We start from the raw sequence: 23,297 nt of genomic DNA on the forward strand, positions 1-23,297 counted from the left end.
GGTACCGTGACAGATCGCAGCCAAGTCCCGCTATCGGTCGCAGGGTCGCGCCCGCACGTCTCCCGAAAGGTCGCCTAAGTGTCTGCTGCCCAAGCCCTTTCGATCGTCATGCTGGTCCTGGTGCTGGTGGCCGCGATCTGGCGCAGGATGAACATCGGTGTGCTGGCCCTCGGCGCCGCGTTGCCGGTTCTCGCGCTCTCGGGGCTGGACGCGAAGGCTATGTACACGACGTTCCCCGGCGATATCTTCGCGCTGATCGTCGGCGTCTCACTGCTGTTCGCGCATCTGGAGCGCAGCGGCACCCTGAGTTGGTTCGTCGAATTGGTATACGGGGCGGTGGGCGATCGTCACGCCTTGCTGCCCTGGGCGGGCTTTCTTGTCGGCGCCCTGTTGTCCACGGTGGGCGCGTTCTCGACGGCTGTCATCGCATTCCTGGTGCCGCTGGTGGCACACGTGACGGTGCGGTACCGCAGCAGCTTCTATCTGTGCGAGCTGGGCGTGGTGATCGGGGCCAACAGCGCCGGCCTCTCCCCACTGAACCCGACGGGTGCGGTCGTGCGCGCCGCCGCCACCAAATTTCACGTCAGCTATCCGGGATGGGCGCTGTGGGCCGTCTCCATGGTGGTCGCGGCCCTGGTGGTGCTGTGCCTGCAGCTGCTCGACGCGTTTCGGCGCCGCCGCGGCGGGGGCTTCGACCTCACCCCGGCACCCGCCGCGGTCACGGAAACCGATGCGGCTGAATGTCCTTCAATTCGGTACGCCTGGTGCGCGGGCCTGGCACTGCTGACCTTCGTGCTACTCGTGGTGGTCGCCAAAACCGATGTCGGGGTGACCGCGATAGCCCTCGCCGCGCTGCTGCAGATCGCCTTCCGCCCGCAGGAGCGGTCACTGCTGGCCAGGATTCCCTGGCCCAGCATCCTGCTGCTGTGCGGTCTGCTCACCTATCTCGGGCTGATGCAGAAGATCGGCACCATCGATTCGATCGCGAGCGTCTTGCATCGCCTCGGGACGGGCCCTGTTCTGATCCTGGTGCTGGCGTATCTGACTGCCCTGCTGTGCAATATCGAAAGCTCGACGCTCGGGGTGCTCGGACTGATGATGCCTGTCGTGTTCTCCACCTTCACTGAGCCGGCCCAGATGTTCTGGGTGGTGTGCGCGGTCTGCGTGCCCGCGGCACTGATGGTGATGAATCCGATTCACGTGGCGGGCACTCTGATCATCGGCAACAGCGCGGTCGAGGAGCAGGACAATCTGTTCCGCAGGCTGCTGGCCCTCGCGGGCAGCCTGGCGCTGGTGGTGCCCGGGCTGCTGTCGATCGTTCCTATCGCGCTCGCCTGACCCGGGCTAGGGCTGGCCGCGCAGCAGCTGCACCACCAGCGCGTTGGCGTCGGCCAACACCACCGTGCGCGTCACACTGCGTGACTACTATGGCGATATGACCCAAGGGATTTCGCGCCGATGGCCCAGGGAATGGGCTGGGCTTGCCGTATCTGTCATTGCGGTAACCGTCGCCGCCGGAATCGGCAGGGCAACCACGACCAGCACTGCGGAAGGTTATGGCCGTCTGCAACAACCCGGCTGGGCCCCACCGGCCTCACTTTTTGGACCCATGTGGGCCGTGCTGTACGCGTCAATGGCGGTATCAGCATGGCTGGTATGGCGATCACACCCCGCACGGGAAAATCGGGTACCACTAGCGGTGTACGGCGTTCAACTTGTCCTGAACATGGCCTGGACACCACTGTTCTTCGGTCTTGGTTGGCGGGGAACGGCATTCATCGAGATCTTCGTGTTGTGGGCGTTCATCGCCGCGACTGTGGCACTGTTCTGGCACCAAAGCCGTTGGGCCGCAATACTACTGCTGCCCTACCTGACGTGGACCACATTCGCGGTGGTGCTGAATTTCTCGGTGTGGCAGCTGAATAACTAGTGATCTTGCCTGGACCGGTAACGGTGCAGTGCGATGTTCCTTTCCTCTGCGTGATCGACGATGGTGGTCGGGTATCCGCGCGTATGGCCGTCGGGGTATTTCCAGGGCGTAATAGCCGAGGCCCCGGATAGGTGCCGCAGTTCCGGGATGTACTTGCGGATGTAGTCGCCGTTGGGGTCGAACTTTTGTGCCTGAGCCGTGGGGTTGAAAACTCGGAAGTACGGGGCCGCGTCGGTGCCCGTTCCCGCGACCCACTGCCAGCCGTGCGTGTTGGATGCGCTGTCGGCGTCGATGAGGTGGTTCATGAAGTGCCTGGCTCCGTGCGGCCACCAAATATGGAGATCCTTGGTCAAGAAGCTCGCGGTGACCATCCGAACTCGGTTATGCATCCACCCTTCGGCAAGCAGTTGCCGCATGCCGGCATCAACCAGTGGGTATCCCGTTTCTCCACGTTGCCAGGCCCTGAAGCCCCCGCCGGGTTCGGCATAGGTCAAATGCGCTAGGGCATCGGTTAAGTCGGTGTGCGCGGAATGCGGCTGGTGAAAAAGCACGTCGGCGTAGAAATCTCGCCAGGCCAGCTCCGAGATGAACTTGGCGGCGTCTTGGCCTGCGATGGCCGCCAGATCAGCGAGAAGTGTGCGGGGGTGGATCGCCCCAACTTTGAGGTAGGGCGAGATCCTGGATGTGGCATCCACGTCGGCGCGGTCACGACCAGCGGCGTACCCCGTCAGATCGTGTGCGAGGAAATGTTCCCACCGTGCGCGAGCCGCGCCCTCGCCCGCGGGAGGCAGAGCGATGCCGCAGCGCTGAGCGAGCCCGGCGAGTGAAGATCGGGCGGGGCTTGATTGTGCGGATGCGGGGGGTTTCGCCCAGGAAGGGCTGGTTTGCAGCTGGGCGGGGCGGGGCCAGTGGTGCGCGCGCCAGGCGCGTTCGAATGCGGTGAACACCCGATACGTAGACCCGTCTGATTTGGTGATCCGGCCCGGCGTCACGGCGTAGGGCGAGCCCGTCTCGATCCAGTCCACGCCGATCTTCGCCAGCTCGGCGGATACCGATGTATCCCGGCGCCGGCCGAAGGGAGTCGTCTCCCGGGCCACATGCACTTCAGTTGCGCCGACACGTTCGGCCAGCTCTACCAGGACCTGTTCCGGTGCACCGGATTTCAGGCAGAGTCGTCCATCGAGTTGTCGATCGAGGTCAAGGACGTTGGCGGCAAGCCACGCATCCCGCGGACGTGGTGCGCTGCCAAGCAGCTGCGGGTCCAGGATGAACACGGCAAGTACATCGCCGCTCTCGGCCGCGGCGCGGAGCGCGGGATTGTCGGCCAACCGCAAGTCGCGGCGGGCCCACCAGATAACACTCACGAGCGGATCCGACTTCCCAACAGATGACCCAAGGCAGGACCGATGTCCTGAGCCCGGAAGACATGCTGACGATCCAATAGCGTTACGGGAGAAACACGCTGACTCGCCATCGCGAGCTCTTCGGCACCCTCTCGGCCAAGTACTAGCGCAGGGCCGAAGGCGGGTACTGGTATGACCGCCGGGCGACGGACGGCCCGGGCCAGTGCCCGTGTGTAGTCGATGTTGCGAACCACGCCGGGCGCCACGGCGTTAACCGGGCCCGATAGTGAAAGGTCCCACAGGCATCGGTGATAGATGTCTACCAGGTCGTCAATGCCGATCCATGGCAACCACTGAGTGCCGGAGCCCAGGGGCCCGCCCAGACCGGCCCGGAAAAGCGGAAGCAGCAGCTTGAGCGTTCCGCCGCGGGGCGACTGAACGATGCCGGTGCGGACGGTGACGGCGCGAGTCCCGGCACCCTCGCCTGCCAACGCCGCCTGCTCCCAACGAGCGACCACATCGGAAAGGAAGTCCGCCGCCGGCGGGGGTGGGCTTGTCTCGGTGAGCGTTTCGTCGCCTCGGTTCTTCCCGTAGTACCCCACCGCTGACGCGCTGACGAAGGTACTCACACCTGCGGACGCGGCGGCTCGGGAAAGGAGGCGCGTGGGCTCGATTCGGCTTGAGGCGATCAGTTCTTTGTGCCGGTGGGTGAAGCGTCCGGCGATGCTGGCACCCGCCAGATGGATAACGGCATCAACGCCTTCCAACACGGCGGGGTCGGGATTATCTGGCTCCCAATTTCGCTCCGTAGGACTCTTCGGCTCTCCGCGGACTAGGCGAATCACGCGGTGTCCACCGGTGCTGAGGAACGCGGTAAGTGCGGTGCCCACTAGCCCGGTCGCGCCGGTAACAGCCACCGTCGAGGCGTTCATTCCGTGGTCGGTGGCCCTGCGGTGCGCGGCCAGATCACCGCCGAGTTGCCGGTGTCGATATGCCATGAGATCGGCGAGAAGCCGTCCCGGAATGGGAGTTTCGATCGTGTCGCGCACCCGCGTGCTGCGATCGCCTACGGGCTCGAACTCGTGAATATGCCTCCAGGGCAACACACCACTGACCGCCGAGCGCAGTCCCGTCGCGACCGCCTCGTCGACGAATCGTCGGCCCGGCAGGAAGGCTGTCTTGTCATGCCGGGCAACCCAGCGAAGACCTCCCGGCAATTCGAGTACGGCGGTGCCGTCAGACAGCGAATGCGCTTCGGTATTTAGCTCTACCGGCGCCCATGGCGCCGCCAAGCGGCTGAACGCCCCTGGCCTGGAATACCAGGCGAACACATCCTCGACGGGTTCGTCGACAATCACCGAATCACTGATGCCCATTAATCTCCGATCATCGGGAGGCTGGTCCCGCTGCTTTCTAGGCGCCTCGTGAGGCATCGTCCACCTGTACGCGAATCGGCACTGCGATCTCATTGCGCCGTGCGCACGAGAGTGTCCATGGTGGGTCGTAGAACCAGGCTTGGGGATCGCCTGAGGTCTGTATGCCGTTGTTGTGCAGGGTATTGAGCAACTCGTCGGTGCGCCTGGTGACAGCCGCCGCCGATCGGTCGCCGCTGAAGCGCAGCACCGCGAGGGTCTCGGCGGGCACTTCGGTGAGCCGGATGCTCTCATCGCCGGGGGTAGGCAAGCTTGCCAGTGTCCACTTCGCCGGCATGTAGAAGCGGATTATCGAACCGCCAGTAACACTTGGCAATTGGCCCACGGGGGCCGTCATGGCGATGGTGTCGTTTTGCTGCGCCACCGGTGCGGTCATGGCGATCTTGGCCCGCCCGCGGTTCTTGCCGAATATGTAGCCGGCAAGACGGCGAAAACCCTCGCTGCGAGCACGCTCGTCATCGGCCAAAACGGTGGTTTCTGCCGCGACTCGGCTGCTGTACTGCCTGATCTGCACCGAAGCAGTCAGTCGCCGTGACGAGTACCGCGGTTCTTCGGTTCCCGAACGGATTCCGACGATGTTGCCTGCCGCTTTGAGCAGTTCAACCCCCAGGGTCCAGGGCGGCATGATGACACTCAACTCTTGCTCCTTTCGACAATCGCTACTTCTCGAGATACGGGAGGTGCAGTTTGGGGAGGGTGAATTGGGCGACGTCGATGTAGCCGATGCGGAAGTAGTTCGCACATCCGGTGAGGTACTTCATGTAACGCTCGTACACAACCTCGTCCTGTATAGCGATGGCCTCATCCTTGTGTTCCTCCAGTGCCGCCGCCCACAGGTCCAGAGTCTTGGCGTAATGCGGCTGCAGTTGGTGTACTCGCGTGCAGCTGAAACCCGCCCGCTCGGCATGCTCTCGCACCATCTCGATGGAGGGTAACCGCCCGCCGGGGAAGATCTCGGTGACCATGAATTTGATGAAACGCGCCAGCTCAAAATTCAATGGCAGGCCCTTGGCCACAACCTCGTTGGGATGCAGTCCGGCGATGGTGTGCAGCAGCATCACGCCGTCATCGGGTAGCGCGGCGTAAGCAAACCTGAAAAAGTCGTCGTAGCGGTCAAAGCCGAAATGTTCGAACGCGCCGATCGACACAATCCGATCGACCTTGCCGTCGAATTCCTCCCACCCGTGCAGCTGGACGCTCTTCGACCGGGTGCTCCACGATTCCGCCAGAAGCTTCTCGACGTGCGCCTTCTGATTCTTACTGAGAGTCAGACCGATGACGTTGACGTCGTAGTTCTCCAATGCGCGTTTGATGGTCGCGCCCCAGCCACACCCCACATCCAACAGCGTCATTCCTGGCTCCAACTGAAGCTTGCCCAGCGCCAAGTCAATCTTGGCCAGCTGCGCCTCCTCGAGGGTCATTTCGTCGCGCTCGAAGTAGGCGCAGCTGTATGTCTGGGTCGGGTCAAGAAAGAGCCGGAAGAAGTCATCCGATAGGTCGTAATGGGCCTGTACGTCGCCGAAATGTGGGCGCAGGCGCGGTGAGTCTGACATCTGGGCGGAACCTTTCCTGGGGCGGGAACGTCTACCTACCGGTCTTTCTTCTGCGGGGCATGCGAGCGGCCGTATTCGGGCATGTCTGTGCGGCTCTGTTGTCAATTCGGAGCCGAACGTCGTTCGGATGGGTCGGTTGTAACGAAAGTAGAGCCCGCGCCGGACGCCGTCCCAAAGCGGCAATACCCATCCGCGGGCCGGTTTACTCCGAATAAGGGATGTGAGTACAAAATTTGGTCCGGCCGGGCCACGGACCATCGCCGTCATCGGGAGTGGCGTGGCCGGATTGACCGCGGCACACGTGCTCGCCGCCCACGACCGGGTTACGTTGTACGAGGCCGACGGGCGTTTCGGCGGCCATGCTCATACCCAGTTCGTTGATGACGGCCACGGTGAGCCGACGGCGGTCGACACCGCGTTCTTGGTCCATAACGACCGGACTTACCCCACGCTATGCCAACTGTTCAACGACCTTGATGTCCATACCACGAACACCGATATGTCGATGTCGGTACGCGATGACCGCATCGGCTTGGAGTACGCCGGCGCACGGGGTCTGCGCGGCCTCTTCGCCTCACCCGCTGCCGCGAGCCCCCGCTATCTGCGGATGTTGGCGGAAATCAAGCGGTTTCACCGCCGCGCCCGCCGACTGCTCGCCGCCCCGGACGCCGACGCCCTAAGCCTCGGAGATTTTGTTCGACAGTTGGGCTTTTCGCAGTTCTTCGTCGACCACTTCCTGACACCGCTGGTGGCCGCCGTGTGGTCCTGTCCGCCGGGGCAGGCCATGGCGTATCCGGCGCAGTACTTGTTCAGGTTCCTTGACCATCACGGCATGCTGTCGGTGTTTGGGTCACCACAGTGGAAAACAGTCACAGGGGGTTCGCGCACGTATGTCGATGCTGTGGTGGATGGCCTGCATGAGGCGTTCACCGATGCGCCGGTCGTCCAGATCAGACGGGCCCGCGAGGGCGTAACCGTAACGGCTGCGGGGCACGCGCCGCGCGTGTTCGATGCCGCCGTCATTGCGACGCATCCCGATCAGGCACTCGGTCTGCTGGCGCAGCCGACCGAGGATGAACGGGCAGTGCTGGGAGCCATTGATTACGTGAGTAATTCCGCGCAACTGCACACCGATGAGTCCCTGTTGCCGCGCCATGCGCGTGCCCGCGCGTCGTGGAATTACCTGAGCAGGGGCGGCTCCCAGGATGTCGTGGTGACGTACGACATCACCCGGTTGATGAGCTTGTCTGGACCACGAAGATTTCTGGTCACCCTGGGCGGTGAGCACCTGGTGCGCACCGGTGCGGTGCTTACCGAAATGACCTACCGTCACCCGGTCTACACATCGCAATCTGTTGCTGCCCAACGCAGACTGCCAAGTCTCAACGACGGCCGCATCGCGTTTGCAGGTGCATACCATGGGTGGGGGTTCCACGAGGACGGTGCCGCCTCCGGCCTACGTGCAGCACAAGCGCTGGGCCGGGGCTGGCCGGCCAGTACCGCCGGTCAGCGCGAGCACCGGGTTGCGGCACTATGAACTCGGCGACGGCGGTTCCCTGCCTCTACCGCACCCGAATCATCCATGTGCGGCGTTCGCCGGTGGCCCACCGATTCACCTATCGCGGCTACTACTGGTACATCGACATCGACAAGCCGCCTCGCCTGCCCCATGGCCTGGGCGCCTTCGCCAGTTTCCAAGCACGGGACCATTTCCGGGGAGATTCCGACGACACACTGCGCCAACGTGTGGATCAATTCCTCGCCGGGCACGGGGTCGACCTGGGCGGGGGTACGGTCACCGCGCTGCTGCAGGCACGGGTGTTGGGTCACGTCTTCAACCCACTCAGCCTGTACTGGTGCCATGATCGCCACGGCGATCTCGTCCACATCATTGCCGAGGTCCATAACACCTATGGCGGACGGCATGCATATCTACTGCCTCCGACCACAAATTCCACAGTGGACAAACAGCTTTACGTATCACCGTTTAACGGCTACGACGGACAATATCGAGTTCGAGCTACTCGCCCCGGTGACACATTAAACATCAGTATCTGGTTACAGCGAGGCGGACATCTGCCGTTCTTCGCCGCAGTGCGCGGTATTCGGCGCCGGGCCGGTGTCAGTGAACTGTTGTGGTTACAGGCCACCGCTCCCCTGGCCCCACTAATGGGTGCGCTGGCCATCCGCACGGAAGGGATCAGACTGTGGCTGAAAGGGCTACCAGTGGTGGAGCGCACACCTCCGCACGAGAGGGAGAGGATAGCGTGAACGGTCATCTCGACAGCGCCGCCCCCGATGCGCGTGATATCAGATCGCATCTCCAACTGGATATCGCGCCGGTTCCTTCCGGGCCGCTGGCGGCGGCACGTGCGATCGTCGCCGACAAGCTGCTGCGCCGTGCGGCCGCGCGGCTCCCGGTGCGGGTGGTGTACCCGGACGGGTCCGTTGTGGGAGCGGCAGATACGTCCCTGCCCACCATGAGAGTTCGGCGGCCGGCGGCACTGGCACGACGCCTGGGGCGATCCGGCTTGATCGGATTCGGCGAGGCCTACATGGACGGAGACTGGGACTGCGATGATCTTGCGGGCTTCCTCACCCCATGGGCAGCATCGATGGGGGTGTTGATTCCCCCTGTCTTGCAACGGTTCCGGCATCTCGCCGTGCCGCGCGTCCCGCAAGCTCAGCGCAACGAACCACCGCAGGCCCAGCGCAATGTCGCGCATCACTATGACCTGTCGAATGACTTTTTCGCGCTGTTCCTCGACGATACGATGACGTATTCGTGCGCACTGTTCGACCACATTCCGTGCACAGCAGGGGGACTCGCGGATGCCCAGCGACGGAAGATCGACCGCTTACTGGACCACGCACAGGTAGGCCTCGGCACCCGAGTACTCGAGATCGGTACGGGCTGGGGACAATTGTGCGTATCGGCCGCTGCTCGCGGAGCACACGTGCGGTCAGTCACATTGTCTAGCGAGCAACAGAAACTGGCTCTACAGCGGGTAGAAGCCGCCGGGCTATCCGACCGAGTACAGGTCGAGCTGTGCGATTATCGAGACATACAAGGCCAATACGACGCCATCGTCTCGGTAGAGATGATCGAAGCAGTTGGATTCGATTTCTGGACAACGTATTTCCAGACCATTGACGCGTTACTTAAGCCCGGCGGCCGATTCGCCCTTCAAACCATCACCATGCCCCACGAGCGAATGCTGGCCAGCCGCAGTACTCACACCTGGATACAGAAGTACATTTTTCCCGGCGGATTGGTTCCTTCGGTGCGGGCAATCGCCGAAACAACCTCCGATACGACTCATCTGCGCACCGTCGAGACAATATCCCTGCGGCCCCACTATGCCGAAACACTGCGGTTGTGGAGTCGGCAATTCGCGGCGCAGCGTGAAAGCGTGTCGGCGCTGGGCTTCGATGACGCGTTCTATCGCATGTGGCAGCTGTACCTGGCCTACTCGGAAGCCGGGTTCAGCTCCGGTTATCTCGATGTCCACCAATGGATTTTCCAGCGAGGCCAACAATGAGCTTTCTGATGGTGATGGCGTGCACGCTGGGTGCCGTGGCAGTGGTGCACAGCGTGACTTTCCTGATCGGTTACCGCATCGGTCGCTACAACGTGGTCGACGTCGCATGGGGTCTCGGGTTCATCGCAGTGGCGGCGGTGTGCGCCGCGATCGGTGTCGGTGACCGGCAGCGCCGAGTTCTGCTACTCGTGCTCATCGCGATATGGGCAGTCCGGCTGTCCTGGCACATGTTGGTGAAATCGGCCGGGAAAGGCGAAGACCCGCGGTACCACGACCTGCTCAGCGGAGACTTCTCGGTGCCGCACGTATTGCGCAAGATTTTCGTCGTGCAGGCCGCTGCCACGTGGCTGGTATCCATGCCCATTCAACGCTCAGCTGTCGAAGGGCCGACCCCTGAGTCGTTGCGCCCCGTGGTGGCCGTCGGCATCGGGTTATGGACGCTTGGAATGCTTTTCGAAGCGGTGGGTGATTTTCAGCTGCGCCGTTTCAAGCAGGATCCAGCCAACAAGGGCAAGATCATGGAGCAGGGACTGTGGGCCTGGACTCGGCATCCGAACTATTTTGGCGATGCCTGCGTGTGGTGGGGGTTGTGGTTGGTCACCATCACCGGTTGGCAATCGTTGGCGACGATGCCGTACCCGGTGCTGATGACCTACTTCCTGGTCTACGCCACTGGTGGCCGCCGTACCGAAAAGGCAATGGCCGGGCGGCCAGGATTCACCGACTATCAGCGGCGAGTCTCGTTCTTCTTCCCTCGCCCCCCTAAGCGGGAATCTTCATGAACGTTCTCCGAGATGCGTTTAGGCTCACGGGCGTGACCGGCGACCTGGATACTCTGTTGCGCAATGTCGCCGACCGCGATACCGAAGCGTTCGCCGCCCTTTACGACCACACCCGCTCACGCGTGTACGGGCTGGTTTTGCGTGTGTTACGGGACCCCGGCTATAGCGAGGAGACGACGCAAGAGATCTACTTGCAGATCTGGCGTTCTGCCCAAAGCTATGATCCGACAGCCGGATCGCCCCTGGCCTGGATCATGACCTTGGCGCATCGCCGCGCGATAGACCGCGTGCGATCAGAGCAATCTGCGGCCGACCGCGAGTCACGCTATGGCGCCGCCACTGTCGAGCGAGCGTCCGACAGGGTCACTGAATCGGTGATCGCCAACGACGAGCAGCGACAAGTCACCGAATGCCTCCAAACGCTTACGGATACGCAACGTGAATGCCTGCATCTTGCCTACTACGACGGTTTGACTTATAGCCAAGTCTCGCAACGGCTTGCCGCCAATCTGGCAACCATCAAATCTCGAATGCGCGACGCGATCAAGGCGCTGCGCCGATGCCTGGGGACACCATGACCGAACCCAATGAGCTCATCACCGCCGCCACCCCGTACGCGCTGCACGCGTTGTCCGACGACGAGCGAGACCGGATCGACCAGTGGTTGTCAGCCGGCGCGACCGAACAAACTTCCTCCTTTGCCCAGGAAGTGCGTCAGACGCGAGAGACCATGGCGGCCTTGGCGGCAAGCACCGCAACCGAGCCCCCCGCCCGGCTCCGCGCACGGCTACTCAAGATTGTGGTGCGGGACGCGCAAAGAGACATCAGAACAACGGGTATCACCCGCTGGAGGGCGCCTCTGGTGGCCGTCGCGGCCGCCACCGCTATCGGGCTGGCTGCCGCCGGAATCGGCGCCATCATGTGGCCTCCGACTCCGACGGCCCAGCAAGTCTTCACCGCAACCGATGTCCGGACCGTCACCGGCGCCATTCCCACCGGCGGTACCGCGACCGTGGTCTACTCGAGACAGAAGAACACTGCGGTACTGGTGATGAACAACGTCGCACCGCCGCAGCCCGGCACCGTTTACCAAATGTGGCTGATTGGCGACCGCGGACCACAGTCAGCGGGGACAATGGACGCTCAGGCCGTCGCGCCCTCCACCACGGCGGTCATATCCCGCCTCAACGGCTCCACCGCGTTGGCATTCACTGTCGAGAACGGCCAAGGTTCGACAACGCCCACCGGCACGCTCATCGCACAACTGCCGCTGAACTATTAGCGCGGTAGCCACCCAGGCTAGGGCTGGCCGGGCAGCAGCTGCACCATCAGCCCGTTGGCGTCGGCCAACACGGTGCCGTGCGCGTCGTATAGCTCCGCCGAGACGAAGGCCTTGCGCCGATCCACCTCATCGATGCGGCTACGCGCCGTCAGCGGCACGCCCACCGGCACCACCTGTCGGTAGTTGACGTGCAGGAAGGCGGTGCGGCTGATGGTGCGGCCCGCCATGATCACCGTCATCCCGAAGAGGTGATCGAACAGCAACGGCAAGATGCCGCCGTGTACGGCGCCGTTACCGCCGAGGTAGAACCGCGGGAAGTCGCCGTGGGCCTCGATACCGTCCGGGCCGGCCTTGTCGATGAACCAGGGCGGCAACAGCAGATGTCCGTTGGCGGGCTCGTCGGCAACCCGGTTGGCCGGGCCGACGCCCTCGGGCGCCTCAAAGGGATCCATGAGCTCGACGAGCTTCTCGGTGAGGTCGGCTGCCTCGTCCCAGCGCGGGTCCTCCATATCGGCGGACACCGCGAGATCCTGCAGCCGCCGCATGGCGGTCAGGAACCGCCCGAAGCCCGGTCCTACCGACGACGGCGAGTACTGCGGGAAGCCTCCGCCGCGGATTTCACGGATCGCCCGATTCATCTCTTCATGTAGCGCGGCGAGTCTGTCCCCATCGGCAGTCATGACCGCGAGAGTATGTCCCGCCGCACAATCGTCTGATCCCGGCCCGGTCCGACACCGATGCATGACATCGGCGCACCGGACAGCTCCTCCAAACGCAGCACATAGTCCTGCGCCTTGGCGGGCAGCTCGCTGAACTCGCGAGCACCCGAGATGTCCTCCCACCAACCCGGAAGCTCTTCGTAAACCGGTGTGGCGCGGTAGATTTCACTCTGGGTCATCGGCATCTCGCTGGTGCGTTTGCCGTCCACCTCGTAACCGACGCAGATCGGCACCGTCTGCAAGCTGGACAGCACGTCCAGTTTGGTCAGGAAGTAGTCGGTGATGCCGTTGACCCGGGTGGCGTATCGGGCGATGACGGCGTCGAACCAGCCGCAGCGCCGGGCACGGCCGGTGGTGACGCCCACCTCGCCGCCGGTCTTGGCCAGGTAGGCACCGTGCTCATCGAACAACTCGGTGGGGAACGGACCCGAGCCAACACGCGTGGTGTACGCCTTGAGAATCCCCAGCACGGTGGTGATCCGGGTGGGGCCGATACCGGATCCCACGGAAGCACCGCCGGCCGTCGGGTTTGACGACGTCACGAACGGATAGGTGCCGTGATCGACGTCGAGCAGCGTGCCCTGCGACCCTTCCAGCAGCACCGTCTCGCCGCGCTCCAGCGCCTGGTTGAGCTGCAGGCGGGCATCGGCGATGCGGTGCTTGAATCCCTCGGCCTGCTCCAGCACGCCGTCCACCACCTGGTCCGGATCCAGAGCCTTGCGGTTGTAGATCTTGACCAGCACCTGGTTCTTGAATTCCAGTGCGGCATGAACCTTCTGGCGCAGAGATTCCTCGTCGAGAACGTCGGCGACCCGGATCCCGATGCGTGCCACCTTGTCCTGATAGCAGGGGCCGATGCCGCGGCCGGTGGTGCCAATCTTCTTGGATCCCAGATACCTTTCGGTCACCTTGTCGATCGCGACGTGGTACGGCATCAACAGATGCGCATCCGCGGACAAGATGAGGCCCGAGGTATCGATCCCCCGCTCCTCCAGGCCCGCGAGCTCGGTCAGCAGCACGCCGGGGTCGACGACGACACCGTTGCCGATGACGTTGGTCACCCCCGGAGTGAGGATTCCCGACGGGATGAGGTGCAGGGCGAAATTCTCCCCGTTGGGTAAGACGACGGTATGTCCGGCGTTGTTACCGCCCTGGTAGCGGACTACCCATTGAACCGAGCCACCGAGCAGGTCGGTTGCCTTGCCTTTGCCTTCGTCGCCCCATTGAGCGCCGATCAGGACTATTGCCGGCATGTGCGTTCTCTGCGCTTCCCTGTTGGCAGCCCCCACCGCGGGCCATCGCGGCGCAGCGCTGCGCGTGCAAAATGTTGTTCAGCCGGTGAGCCACTGTATCGCAGGCCACGGGCTTTGTACGTATTCGGCACTGACGAGAGAAGTCCTTCATGAGCACCCCGGGCGTCACCGAAACTGCGTCGGTGCGAGTTTTGCTGTTCGGCGCGCGCCGGCAGCCCCGTGCTTTGCGCGGCCTGCCCGTGGACCGGGTGAACGAATCCGGTGCGGTGCGCGGGCTCATCGAAGCGCTCCCGGACGGTCCGGCCCGGCTCATCGTCGTCGGCGGGGACAGTGATCTCGGGCAGGTGCTCACCCGTCTGATGCGCGCCGAAAGACTGGATGTGGAACTGGGTTTCGTGCCGGACCGGCCCTCCCATGCGCGCCGGATCTATCGGATCGGGTTCGGCGCGGCGCGGCGGGCACGCAAGGGCCGCGCGCACCGGGTGCCGCTCATCCGGGACGACACCGGCACCGCCGTTGCCGGGCGCGCATCGTGGCAGGGCAGCGACGGTAATCCGGTCACCGGCGAGGCAACTGTCGATGACACCCTGCTGTTCGACGGGGCCGCACTGGTCGACGTGGAACCCACCGAATCCATGCCGGGGCTGCGCGCCGCGGTACGCGGCCGGGCACGGCTCCTGCCCCGCCGCTGGGTCACCGGACGTGCCGCGCAGCTGGGCACCGTGGGCGCCCTGGTCGTCAGAGACGGTGTCGCGGGACCGCGTCCGGTCACCCGATCCACGTTCTATCGGCATCAACAGAGCTGGTTGCTCGTCCGGTAGCTTTTTGCCGTGAACGTCACGCAGTCGGTCCGCCCCAGCCCGGTATTTCTGGCACTCGTCGCGCTCACCATCGCGGGGGCGGTGTTCGCGTGGCTGGGCGGCAACACGACCGAGCCGCTGGCGCGCGGCGGGGTGTTCGTCTTCGTGTTCGCCGGATGGATCGTGTCGTTGTGTCTGCACGAATTCGGGCATGCCTACACCGCCTGGCGCTACGGCGATACCCAGGCGCGTGGCTACCTGACGTTGAACCCGCTGCAGTACACCGATCCGGTGCTGTCCATGGTGTTGCCGCTGGTGTTCATCGCCCTAGGCGGCATCGGGCTGCCCGGGGGTGCGGTGTATGTGCACACGGCCGGCATGAGCAATCGGCAGCGCACCGTCGTGAGCCTTGCCGGCCCCAGCGCGAATGCGGTGTTGGCGGTGCTGATTCTCGGAACGACAGCACTTTTCGCCGATCGCGATCACATCGTGTTCTGGGCGGCCATGGCCTATCTCGGTTTTCTTCAGGTGACCGCGGTGGTGCTCAACCTGCTGCCGGTACCGGGCCTGGATGGTTATGGCGCGCTCGAACCCCACCTGAGCCCGAGCACCCAGCGCACGCTCGGCAACGCCAAGACGTTCGGGTTCCTCATCCTGTTTGCGCTGCTCATGTCGCCGCCGATCAACCGGGCATTCTTCGGCGCCGTGTACTGGGTCGTGGCCTCTCTCGGCGTCGACCCAGGCCTGGCCCAGATCGGCGGCTGGCTGTTCCGCTTCTGGAGCAAGCTGCTCTAACCGCTGAGCCCCAACCTCGCCGACACGCCGCCTGGCGGCGGGTTGGTTACAGACCCAGCGCGGGGCGGGCCGCCGGATCGCAGTCGTCGAGCAGATCGCAGCAGCGTGCGTACTCGTGCTCCTCACCGATCAGCTTGGCGGCCCGCGCCAGGGCAGCCACCGCCCGCAGGAAGCCACGATTGGGCTCATGCGAATACGGCACCGGACCGAAGCCCTTCCACCCGTTTCGCCGCAACTGATCCAGGCCGCGGTGGTACCCGGTGCGGGCGAACGCGTAGGCCGTCACGATGCTGGCGATCGACCCGTCGTCGTCTAGCGCGTTCTCGGCCAACTCGGCCCAGGCGATCGACGCCGACGGGTACGCCGCCGCCACCGCGGCCGGATCCTGACCGTTGAGCAGGGCCGATTCGGCATCGTCATCGCCGGGCAGTAGCACCGGCTCGGGACCCAGCAGATCATGCATTGGACTCATGGAAACCATTCTGACGCGAACCGCCTCCCGCGATCGCGATAGGGTGGGCGCGGTCGATCGCGCCTGCGCGAAAGAGCGCTAAGCACGGATAAGGAACGAAACGCATGGCGAACCCCACCGGTGGAAATTCCGAGGCCACGCCCGACGCACGGGGCGAGGAGCCGACGGACTCCGCCGAGCAGCCGGACGGCGCCACGAGCAACCCGGAGATGGAGATATCGGACACCGCCGATACCGGCCCGGTCCCACCGCTCGATGACGCCCAGACCGTCGTGATGGCTCCGGCCAAACCCGACGTGCCGCGCTACACGGCACCGGGCTTCGATGCCAACAAAACCGAGATGATCGATCCGGTCGGCGAAGACCCGAAGACCGAGTTCATTCAGCCGCTGGCGACCAAGGCACGCCCCAAGGTCGCGGCCCCCGAGACCATCGCGCCGCGCAAGGAAGAGAAGCGCAGCTGGGGCTGGGTCATCGCGCTGGCGCTGGTGGTGGCCGCCTTGGCGGCGGTCATCGTGCTGGCCGCGGTCATCGTCTCACGCACGAGCACGCCGAAGGCCTCGCAAGAAGAATTGGTGCGCACCAGCATTCAGAACTACGACAACGCCATTCAGACCGGTAACCTGCCCGCGCTGCGCACGATCACCTGCGGCGAGACCCGCGACGGCTACGTGCGTTACCCCGACGGCGAGTGGTCGCAGACGTATCAGAAGGTGGCGGCCGCCAAGCAGTACCCGGTGGTGGCCAGCATCGACGAGGTCGTCGTCAACGGCGAGCACGCCGAGGCCAACGTCACGTCCTTTATGGCGTTCGCGCCGCAGACCCGGTCATCGCGGAGCTTCGATCTGCAGTTCCGCGACAACCAGTGGAAGATCTGCCAGTCGGATTAGCCGCATCCCCCGGGTGCAAGCGGTACCGCTCACACCCGGGGCCAGCGGGCTAGGCCAATCCGGCGGAAACCGACCGGCCTGCCGACTTCAGGTCGTTGCAGGCCTCGACCACACGCAAGCTCATGTTGGCCTCAGCCTTCTTGAGGTAGCTGCGCGGGTCGTAGGTCTTCTTGTCGCCGACCTCGCCATCGATCTTGAGTACACCGTCGTAGTTGCTGAACATGTGTCCGGCGATCGGGCGGGTGAAGGCGTACTGCGTATCGGTGTCGACGTTCATCTTCACCACGCCATACCGCAGCGAGCCCTCGATCTCCGACTTCAGCGAGCCCGAGCCACCGTGGAAGACGAAATCGAAGGGCTTGGAGCCCTCGGGCAGACCCAGCTTGGCCGAGGCCACCTTCTGGCCCTCGGCCAGCACCTCGGGCTTGAGCTTGACGTTGCCCGGCTTGTACACGCCGTGCACGTTGCCGAAGGTGGCCGCCAGCAGGTAGTGGCCCTTGTCGCCGGCGCCGAGCGCATCGACGGTCTTCTCGAAGTCCTCGGGGGTGGTGTACAGCTTCTCGTTGATCTCGGCCTCGACACCGTCCTCTTCACCGCCGACGACGCCGATCTCGACCTCGAGGATGATGTGGGCCTTGAGGGCGGCAGCCAACAGCTCCTGGGCGATGGTCAGGTTCTCGTCGATCGGCACCGCGGAGCCGTCCCACATGTGCGACTGGAACAGCGGGGCCTGGCCGGCGTTGACACGCTCCTGCGAGATGGCCAGCAGCGGGCGGACGTAGGTGTCCAGCTTGTCCTTGGGGCAGTGGTCGGTGTGCAGTGCGACCGTGATGTCGTATTTGGCGGCCACGACGTGCGCGAACTCGGCGAGTGCGACGGCACCGGTCACCATGTCCTTGACGCCCAGACCCGAGCCGAACTCGGCTCCACCGGTGGAGAATTGGATGATGCCGTCACTGCCGGCGTCCGCGAATCCCTTGATGGCGGCGTTGATGGTTTCCGAGGACGTGCAGTTGATGGCCGGGAAGGCGAAGGAATGCTCCTTGGCCCGCTTCAGCATCTCCGTGTAGACCTCGGGCGTCGCGATGGGCACTTGGGTGACCTCCATGTCGGTTCTGAGCAGTCGGTTCTGGGCTCTGAGAAATCGCCCCTCACCATAAGCCAGGCAGGTTTCCATCAGATCGCGCCGGTACTGTTGGCGCCGTGATCCTGGCTTCGTCGACGACCACCCTTGCCCTCATGCCCAGCTTCCTTGACCCCATCAAGCTGCTCGGACAGTTCGGGACGCTGGCGCTGCTGGGGTTACTGGTGGTGATCTTCGTGGAATCGGGCGTGCTGTTCCCGGTGCTGCCGGGAGACTCGCTGCTGTTCGTCGCGGGCATGCTGGCAGCCGGTAGCGCGGCGGCCGCGGCCGCCGACGGCGCCCCGCAGGCCAACTTCCAGCTCTGGCAGCTGTTGGTCTTCATCCCCATCGCGGCCATCCTGGGCGGGCAGGTCGGCTACTGGATCGGGCGCGGCATCGGCACCTCGATGTTCAAACCCGACGCCCGCTTCCTCAAGCAGCGCTACCTCGAGGAGGCACACGCCTTCTTCGAGAAGCGGGGCCCGTTCGCGATCGTGATCGCCCGCTTCGTGCCCATCGTGCGCACCCTGGCCCCGATCACCGCCGGCGCCGCCCGGATGAGCTACCCGATTTTCGCGCTGTACAACATCCTCGGCGCGATCGTCTGGGGCGTCGGCATCACGCTGCTCGGCTACTGGCTGGGCCAGTTCCCGATCATCCAAAAGCTGCTGGAACCGATCTTCATCCTGATCGTGCTGGCCTCGGTGGCACCGATGTTCTTCGAGTGGATGCGCCGCCGCAAGGCAGGAAAGACCGCCGAGGGATCCGAGACACCGACCGGGGCCTGAGCTTTCGTCGAGATCGACGAAATGCAGAGATCTACCCGCACTTTCCGTGCAAAAAGCAGATCTCGGCGTGCGGCCCGATCCACTACGAGCTCGGCTGAGTCTTCTCGAACTCGGCCACCTTGGCCCGGAAGCCATCCGGGAACGACGCCGACTTACCGCCGCGCGCATGCACGTAGACGGTCTCACCGGTGATGAGATGCTCAGCGCCCCGGTGAATTTCGAAGTGGCAGGTCATGCTCGCGCGTCCCAGCCGGGCAATGCGCACCCCGATGTCGACGACGTCGTCGAAACGGGCCGACGCGTGATAGTCGATCACCGACTTCACCACGTACATGTGCTCGAAGACCCCATCGCCCTGGGCGTTGCGCGCACCGGTCAGGGCTTCCCAGTACTCGGTGAGCGCGACGTCGAAGTACGCCAGATAGTGGGCATTGAAGACCACACCCTGCATGTCCACCTCGGCCCACCGCACGCGCAACGGGTGAAAGAAGCTGAAATCCTCGCGCGCCATCTCAGGCGACCACGTGCGCGGCTTCGAGCAGCATCCATCCGGACAGCTGCACCGACAAGTCCCGCTCGGGCACCTTCGAAGGATTGACGGCACCGGCGATGAACTGCGACGCCGCCGACTGTGCGGTCGGCAGATCGGCAGTGCGCGTCCAGTCCGCGCCGAACAACGGAAGATCCTCCACCGTCAGCCGGTTGTCCCACGCTGCTTCGGCGGAGGCCAGCAGGATGTCCCGGGCCGTGGTGCGCGCGTCGGTGTCCTGCGCAGAGTTCTCCGGCAGCGTGGTGACCACCAGCGCCAGATAGCGGGCCAGAATGCCGTTGAACAGCCCGCCGTCTCCGCCGCCGCTGCCCCGGATCACACCGTCGTCGGTCATCAGATCCTTGACCGCGTGGACCAGACGGTGCACCCGCTGGGCATGCCGCGGCTCCGCGGTGCGCACCGCCAGCTCGGTCTCCAGCCCCAAAACCACACCCTGACAGTAGGTGTAGGTGGCCCGTTCCAGGGTGCCGTCCTCCTGGATGCCGTCGATCACCAGATGCGAGTCGGGATCGACGAGAGTCTTGTCGATCCAGTCGGACATCACCTCGGCCCGCCACACTCTTCCGGTGCGCGCCAACACGATTGCCGCGGGTCCGTTGGCGGGAGTGTTGAAGAACCTGTCCTGCTTGCGCCAGGGGATGCCACCGCCGTACTGCGGCATCCACGCGTCGAGGAACTGCTGCCGTAGGCGATTGAGCGCGCGAGGACGCTCCAGACCCAGCAGCTCGGAGGCCCGCTGCATGGCCAGCGCCAACCAGGCCATGTCGTCGTAGTACTGGTTGGTCCACATGAAGACATTGCGAAAGCGGTGTGCGCGTTGCATATCCGCCAGGTACTTGAGCCGATCCGGGCGCGGGTCACGCAGTTGCGCGTCGATCAGACAGTCCTGCAGATGCGCCTGCCACCAGTAGTGCCAATTCTTGAACCAGGTGGCACCCGGCGCCGGCGGCCAGGTGACGATGCCCAGCCGCATCCCCGGCAGATGCCACAGCGACGAGAGGTGCCGTGCGGTAATCGCGGCTTCGGCGCTACTGGCACGGTTCGCCCACAGCACATCCATGCACCCGATACTAGGCGCGGCTCACCACGCCCTGTTCAGGTCGGCATGCTGACGGATCCAGGCGTGCATGGCGACCCCCGCCGCCACCCCGGCGTTGATGCTGCGCGTGGACCCGAATTGCGCAATCGAAACCGTCATCACCGCACCGCCTTTCGACGCGTCGGTGACGCCAGGACCTTCCTGTCCGAACACCATCAAACAGTCCTGGGGCAGGCGCGCCGTCTCCAACGGCACCGAGCCGGGCACGTTGTCGACGGCCACCACCGCCAGCCCCGCCCGCACCGCGTACTCCAGCAGCTCGTCGGTGCTGTCATGGTGCATCAGATGCTGATAGCGATCGGTGACCATGGCCCCACGCCGGTTCCAGCGGCGCCGGCCGACGATGTGCACGGTGTGCACCGCGAACGCGTTGGCCGTCCGTACCACCGTGCCGATGTTGGCGTCGTTTTCGAAGTTCTCGATGGCGATGTGCAGCCGGTGCCGCCGGGTGTCGATATCGGCCACGATCGCGTCACGTCGCCAATAGCGGTAGGCGTCAACCACATTGCGAGCATCACCATCACGCAGGAGCTCCGGATCGTAGCGCGGGTCTTCCGGTAGCGGCAGACCCCGCTCACTCGCCCACGGCCCCACACCGTTGCCGGTGGCTCCCCACAGCGACGGCTCAGCGGGGCCGTCCATTGACTCCTCACCCATGATTCATCCACACGGCGGCGTGCGTGCCGATCACCGAGAGCGTCCCGGCGAGCACGGCCGCATTGATCTCCCCCTGCAGGCACAACGACGGCTGCAATTGCACCGCGTCGAGGGCAGCGTCGGGGAGCACCAGCACCGACGCGCCGTAGACCGCGCAGCTGCGCGGCAGGCCCGGGCCCGGCAGTGTCGGCGTCACCGTCACCATGAGTGGACCGCCACGGGCAGCCGACTCGTCGCGATAGCGCGCCGCAACCCCCGAAATATTCAGCCCCAGCAGTGAGTATCCGTTGCCGGTGAACGCATTCGGATCGCCCAGATCCACCTGACTGATCTGCTGACCGCTGGCGCGCCACGCCTCCATGCTCTTGGTGATGATCACCAGACCGGAGTCGTTCTGCGGAGTGGGCAGCAGACCCATCGGGTACGCCACCGGATAGGCCACGGTGGTTCCCGCTATCCGGTCCTTGGCCGAGTACGCGTAGACGCCACGCACCGCACTCTGATTCTGCATCGGGCCCAGGCACACCGTGCCGGAGAGACGATCCGGAGCCTGCGCGGCCAGGGGATGTATCGAAAGATCGGTCAAACCCGCGCAGCCGTTCAATGCCGGCGCTTCCAGCGGGTGCGCCAGCGACCCGTACAGCCCGAAGCGCAGATCCTCGGCGGCACTGGGTTTCTGCCCTGCGGTGGCAGCCGCACCGGTGACGTCGAACAGCACGTACCCGTTCTGGAATCGAAGATTGGCCACGCTGAGGTTCCAGCCCAGCAGACTCTGCGTCTCACCGATCTTGGCCGACTGAGCACCGTAAACCAGTTGTTTCTCCGGGTCTTTGGAGCAGCCAGCCAAAATGAGGGCCCCGGCGAGCAGCGCGGCCAGGGCCCTACGGAAGGTCACGATCCGGCCAGGCCGAGATCCGTCAGTCCCAGCACGTACCGATAAGGAACACCTTCGGCGCGAATGGCCTCGGCGGCACCGGTATCGCGGTCGACGACTGTCGCCACCCCGATCACCTCTCCCCCGGCCTCCCGCACCGCACGCACCGCCGTAAGCGCGGAACCGCCGGTGGTACTGGTGTCCTCGACCACCAGAACCTTCTGCCCCGCCACATCGAATCCCTCGATAAGCCGTTGCATGCCATGTTCTTTCACGGACTTGCGCACCACGAACGCATCGATGGGCCGCCCGGGGGCGTGCATGACGGCGGTGGCCACCGGATCGGCCCCCAGGGTCAGACCACCGACTCCCGCGTAGTCCCAGTCGCCGGTCAGCTCGCGCACCAGCCGCCCGATCAGCGCCCCGGCCCGGTGATGCAGCGTGGCACGGCGCAGATCGACGTAGTAGTCGGCCTCCTTGCCCGACGACAACGTCACCTTGCCGTGTACCACCGCGATATCGCGGACCAACGCCGCCAACTCGTCACGCTCGGCCGCGTTGAGATCCGGTCCTAAATCAAGTTCTGCCACGACCCCGTCCTACCACGCTGTTGAATTTCCGTACCAAACCTCTTGGTATTACCTGTGTTACCGATGTGATCGCCTTGTACTGCGCCCCGGGAACGCTGAGAACCTTACCGGCGGCAATATCGTGCAGGCAGGCGTTGACCACGTCATCGACCTGAAGCCACATGAACTCCGGAATGGTGTCCATCTCGATTCCGGCCCGCTCGTGGAACTCGGTGCGAATGAATCCGGGACACAACACATGCATACCAACGCCGGTGCCCAACAGTCCATTTGCCAGCCCCTCGGTGAAGGAAACCACCCAGGCCTTGGATGCCGAGTACGTCGAACCGCGCCCGGTCACCAGCCCGGCCACACTTGCCACATTGATCACGGTGCCGGCGCCCGCCTCGACCATCGGGGGCAGGGCCGCGCGCGTCAGCTCCATGACGGCGGTGACGTTGACGTCGAGTTGCGCGTGCAGCAGCTCGGGCGCCGCGGTCCAGAACTCGCCGGCCGTCGCGAATCCGGCGTTGTTGACCAACACCGACACCCCGGCCGCGACGCGCTCGGCGACCCGCGCCCGATCGGCGGCCTCTGCCAGATCGGCGGGCAGCGCCTCGGCGTGGACCCCGAACCGGCAGGTGAGTTCGTCGGCCAGCGCGACCAGCCGCTGTTCGTCACGGGCGACAAGCACCACGTCATATCCCAACGAGGCGTACTTGCGAGCGAAACCGCCACCTAGACCCGAGGTGGGACCGGTGATCAGCGCCACGGGGCGCACCGAATTCGTGGCAGCCATGGTTGGTCAGCGTACCCGGCCGAGTGGATGCGCCACCCCACCAT

At 64.6% G+C, this 23,297-nt stretch carries 25 protein-coding genes and 1 pseudogene; 12 read left to right on the plus strand and 14 right to left on the minus strand.

Translation table 11 applies throughout. The features are described from left to right. Nucleotides 1–78 precede the first annotated feature (78 nt). Both ABG82_RS24160 and ABG82_RS24165 read left to right on the plus strand, forming a co-directional pair. Nucleotides 79–1,338, plus strand: a complete 1,260-nt coding sequence (locus ABG82_RS24160) for an SLC13 family permease (RefSeq protein WP_043076808.1) — start codon at nucleotides 79–81, stop codon at nucleotides 1,336–1,338. A 97-nt stretch (nucleotides 1,339–1,435) separates the two neighbouring features. After that, nucleotides 1,436–1,930, plus strand: coding sequence for a TspO/MBR family protein (locus tag ABG82_RS24165; protein ID WP_043076878.1), 495 nt, complete (start codon nucleotides 1,436–1,438; stop codon nucleotides 1,928–1,930). On the opposite strand, the gene ABG82_RS24170 is transcribed toward ABG82_RS24165, so the two are convergent. The 4 genes and pseudogenes from ABG82_RS24170 to ABG82_RS24185 all read right to left on the minus strand — a co-directional run bounded on the left by ABG82_RS24170 (nucleotide 1,927) and on the right by ABG82_RS24185 (nucleotide 6,259). Next, on the minus strand, nucleotides 1,927–3,294 hold the full coding sequence (locus ABG82_RS24170; RefSeq protein ID WP_043076809.1) for a cryptochrome/photolyase family protein: 1,368 nt from the start codon (nucleotides 3,292–3,294) through the stop codon (nucleotides 1,927–1,929). The two genes, ABG82_RS24165 and ABG82_RS24170, sit on opposite strands and share 4 nt — an antisense overlap. Next, on the minus strand, nucleotides 3,291–4,649 hold the full coding sequence (locus tag ABG82_RS24175) for a TIGR01777 family oxidoreductase (RefSeq protein WP_043076810.1): 1,359 nt from the start codon (nucleotides 4,647–4,649) through the stop codon (nucleotides 3,291–3,293). Before ABG82_RS24175 ends, ABG82_RS24170 begins: the two co-directional genes overlap by 4 nt. Before the next feature lie 30 nt (nucleotides 4,650–4,679). Further along, a pseudogene (locus ABG82_RS24180) lies at nucleotides 4,680–5,343 on the minus strand (SOUL family heme-binding protein); the annotation flags it as partial. Between the two features lie 22 nt (nucleotides 5,344–5,365). Next, nucleotides 5,366–6,259: a cyclopropane mycolic acid synthase family methyltransferase gene (locus ABG82_RS24185; protein ID WP_043076812.1), complete on the minus strand. Its 894-nt coding sequence runs from the start codon at nucleotides 6,257–6,259 to the stop codon at nucleotides 5,366–5,368. A 220-nt stretch (nucleotides 6,260–6,479) separates the two neighbouring features. Between ABG82_RS24185 and ABG82_RS24190 the strand changes: the two genes are divergently transcribed. From ABG82_RS24190 to ABG82_RS24215, 6 genes are read left to right on the plus strand one after another with little or no spacing between them, the layout of a single operon-like run. Beyond that, nucleotides 6,480–7,796: an NAD(P)/FAD-dependent oxidoreductase gene (locus tag ABG82_RS24190; protein WP_043076813.1), complete on the plus strand. Its 1,317-nt coding sequence runs from the start codon at nucleotides 6,480–6,482 to the stop codon at nucleotides 7,794–7,796. Further along, on the plus strand, nucleotides 7,793–8,530 hold the full coding sequence (locus tag ABG82_RS24195) for a DUF1365 domain-containing protein (RefSeq protein WP_043076814.1): 738 nt from the start codon (nucleotides 7,793–7,795) through the stop codon (nucleotides 8,528–8,530). The genes ABG82_RS24190 and ABG82_RS24195 overlap by 4 nt, the downstream gene beginning before the upstream one ends. After that, nucleotides 8,527–9,801 (plus strand): class I SAM-dependent methyltransferase, encoded by a 1,275-nt coding sequence (locus ABG82_RS24200; RefSeq protein ID WP_052510940.1) that lies wholly within the window; start codon nucleotides 8,527–8,529, stop codon nucleotides 9,799–9,801. Before ABG82_RS24195 ends, ABG82_RS24200 begins: the two co-directional genes overlap by 4 nt. Nucleotides 9,802–9,809: 8 nt before the next feature. Continuing rightward, the gene (locus tag ABG82_RS24205; protein ID WP_078343680.1) at nucleotides 9,810–10,583 is read left to right on the plus strand and encodes a DUF1295 domain-containing protein; all 774 of its coding nucleotides are present in this window, start codon (nucleotides 9,810–9,812) and stop codon (nucleotides 10,581–10,583) included. Nucleotides 10,584–10,615: 32 nt separating this feature from the next. Beyond that, complete coding sequence (locus tag ABG82_RS24210) at nucleotides 10,616–11,161, plus strand: sigma-70 family RNA polymerase sigma factor (protein ID WP_043076816.1); 546 nt, start codon at nucleotides 10,616–10,618, stop codon at nucleotides 11,159–11,161. After that, a complete protein-coding gene (locus tag ABG82_RS24215) occupies nucleotides 11,158–11,865 on the plus strand; it encodes an anti-sigma factor (protein ID WP_043076817.1) in 708 nt (235 codons plus the stop codon). Before ABG82_RS24210 ends, ABG82_RS24215 begins: the two co-directional genes overlap by 4 nt. A gap of 17 nt (nucleotides 11,866–11,882) precedes the next feature. Here the strand turns inward: ABG82_RS24215 and ABG82_RS24220 are convergent, their stop codons facing one another. After that, complete coding sequence (locus ABG82_RS24220; RefSeq protein WP_043076818.1) at nucleotides 11,883–12,545, minus strand: PaaI family thioesterase; 663 nt, start codon at nucleotides 12,543–12,545, stop codon at nucleotides 11,883–11,885. After that, nucleotides 12,542–13,837: an adenylosuccinate synthase gene (locus tag ABG82_RS24225; RefSeq protein WP_043076819.1), complete on the minus strand. Its 1,296-nt coding sequence runs from the start codon at nucleotides 13,835–13,837 to the stop codon at nucleotides 12,542–12,544. The genes ABG82_RS24220 and ABG82_RS24225 overlap by 4 nt, the downstream gene beginning before the upstream one ends. 149 nt (nucleotides 13,838–13,986) lie before the next feature. On the opposite strand from ABG82_RS24225, the gene ABG82_RS24230 reads away from it, so the two are divergent. Beyond that, entirely contained in the window at nucleotides 13,987–14,658 is a 672-nt protein-coding gene (locus ABG82_RS24230) for a hypothetical protein (protein WP_043076820.1), read from the plus strand. Nucleotides 14,659–14,667: 9 nt separating this feature from the next. After that, nucleotides 14,668–15,432 (plus strand): site-2 protease family protein, encoded by a 765-nt coding sequence (locus tag ABG82_RS24235; protein ID WP_043076821.1) that lies wholly within the window; start codon nucleotides 14,668–14,670, stop codon nucleotides 15,430–15,432. Between the two features lie 46 nt (nucleotides 15,433–15,478). Here the strand turns inward: ABG82_RS24235 and ABG82_RS24240 are convergent, their stop codons facing one another. Further along, nucleotides 15,479–15,904, minus strand: coding sequence for a DUF3151 domain-containing protein (locus ABG82_RS24240; RefSeq protein ID WP_043076822.1), 426 nt, complete (start codon nucleotides 15,902–15,904; stop codon nucleotides 15,479–15,481). Nucleotides 15,905–16,008: 104 nt separating this feature from the next. Between ABG82_RS24240 and ABG82_RS24245 the strand changes: the two genes are divergently transcribed. Further along, the gene (locus ABG82_RS24245) at nucleotides 16,009–16,794 is read left to right on the plus strand and encodes an Rv0361 family membrane protein (RefSeq protein ID WP_043076823.1); all 786 of its coding nucleotides are present in this window, start codon (nucleotides 16,009–16,011) and stop codon (nucleotides 16,792–16,794) included. 49 nt (nucleotides 16,795–16,843) lie between these two features. Here the strand turns inward: ABG82_RS24245 and fbaA are convergent, their stop codons facing one another. Beyond that, nucleotides 16,844–17,887, minus strand: coding sequence for a class II fructose-bisphosphate aldolase (fbaA, locus tag ABG82_RS24250; protein WP_043076880.1), 1,044 nt, complete (start codon nucleotides 17,885–17,887; stop codon nucleotides 16,844–16,846). A gap of 110 nt (nucleotides 17,888–17,997) precedes the next feature. Between fbaA and ABG82_RS24255 the strand changes: the two genes are divergently transcribed. Further along, nucleotides 17,998–18,705 carry a DedA family protein gene (locus ABG82_RS24255; protein WP_078343667.1) on the plus strand — a complete coding sequence of 236 codons (708 nt, stop codon included), beginning with the start codon at nucleotides 17,998–18,000 and terminating at the stop codon, nucleotides 18,703–18,705. Nucleotides 18,706–18,787: 82 nt separating this feature from the next. Here the strand turns inward: ABG82_RS24255 and ABG82_RS24260 are convergent, their stop codons facing one another. From ABG82_RS24260 to ABG82_RS24285, 6 genes are read right to left on the minus strand one after another with little or no spacing between them, the layout of a single operon-like run. Beyond that, nucleotides 18,788–19,216: an acyl-CoA thioesterase gene (locus ABG82_RS24260; protein WP_043076824.1), complete on the minus strand. Its 429-nt coding sequence runs from the start codon at nucleotides 19,214–19,216 to the stop codon at nucleotides 18,788–18,790. A 1-nt stretch (nucleotide 19,217) separates the two neighbouring features. Then, nucleotides 19,218–20,315, minus strand: a complete 1,098-nt coding sequence (locus ABG82_RS24265; protein ID WP_043076825.1) for a glycoside hydrolase family 76 protein — start codon at nucleotides 20,313–20,315, stop codon at nucleotides 19,218–19,220. Nucleotides 20,316–20,336: 21 nt separating this feature from the next. Beyond that, the gene (locus ABG82_RS24270) at nucleotides 20,337–21,011 is read right to left on the minus strand and encodes a TrmH family RNA methyltransferase (protein ID WP_043076826.1); all 675 of its coding nucleotides are present in this window, start codon (nucleotides 21,009–21,011) and stop codon (nucleotides 20,337–20,339) included. Further along, nucleotides 21,004–21,906, minus strand: a complete 903-nt coding sequence (locus ABG82_RS24275) for a hypothetical protein (protein WP_043076827.1) — start codon at nucleotides 21,904–21,906, stop codon at nucleotides 21,004–21,006. The genes ABG82_RS24270 and ABG82_RS24275 overlap by 8 nt, the downstream gene beginning before the upstream one ends. Further along, nucleotides 21,903–22,475, minus strand: coding sequence for an orotate phosphoribosyltransferase (gene pyrE / locus ABG82_RS24280; RefSeq protein ID WP_043076828.1), 573 nt, complete (start codon nucleotides 22,473–22,475; stop codon nucleotides 21,903–21,905). The genes ABG82_RS24275 and pyrE overlap by 4 nt, the downstream gene beginning before the upstream one ends. Then, on the minus strand, nucleotides 22,462–23,253 hold the full coding sequence (locus ABG82_RS24285) for an SDR family NAD(P)-dependent oxidoreductase (protein ID WP_043076829.1): 792 nt from the start codon (nucleotides 23,251–23,253) through the stop codon (nucleotides 22,462–22,464). Before ABG82_RS24285 ends, pyrE begins: the two co-directional genes overlap by 14 nt. Nucleotides 23,254–23,297: the final 44 nt, after the last annotated feature.

This window comes from Mycobacteroides immunogenum (assembly GCF_001605725.1).
Taxonomy (GTDB): Bacteria; Actinomycetota; Actinomycetes; order Mycobacteriales; family Mycobacteriaceae; genus Mycobacterium; species Mycobacterium immunogenum.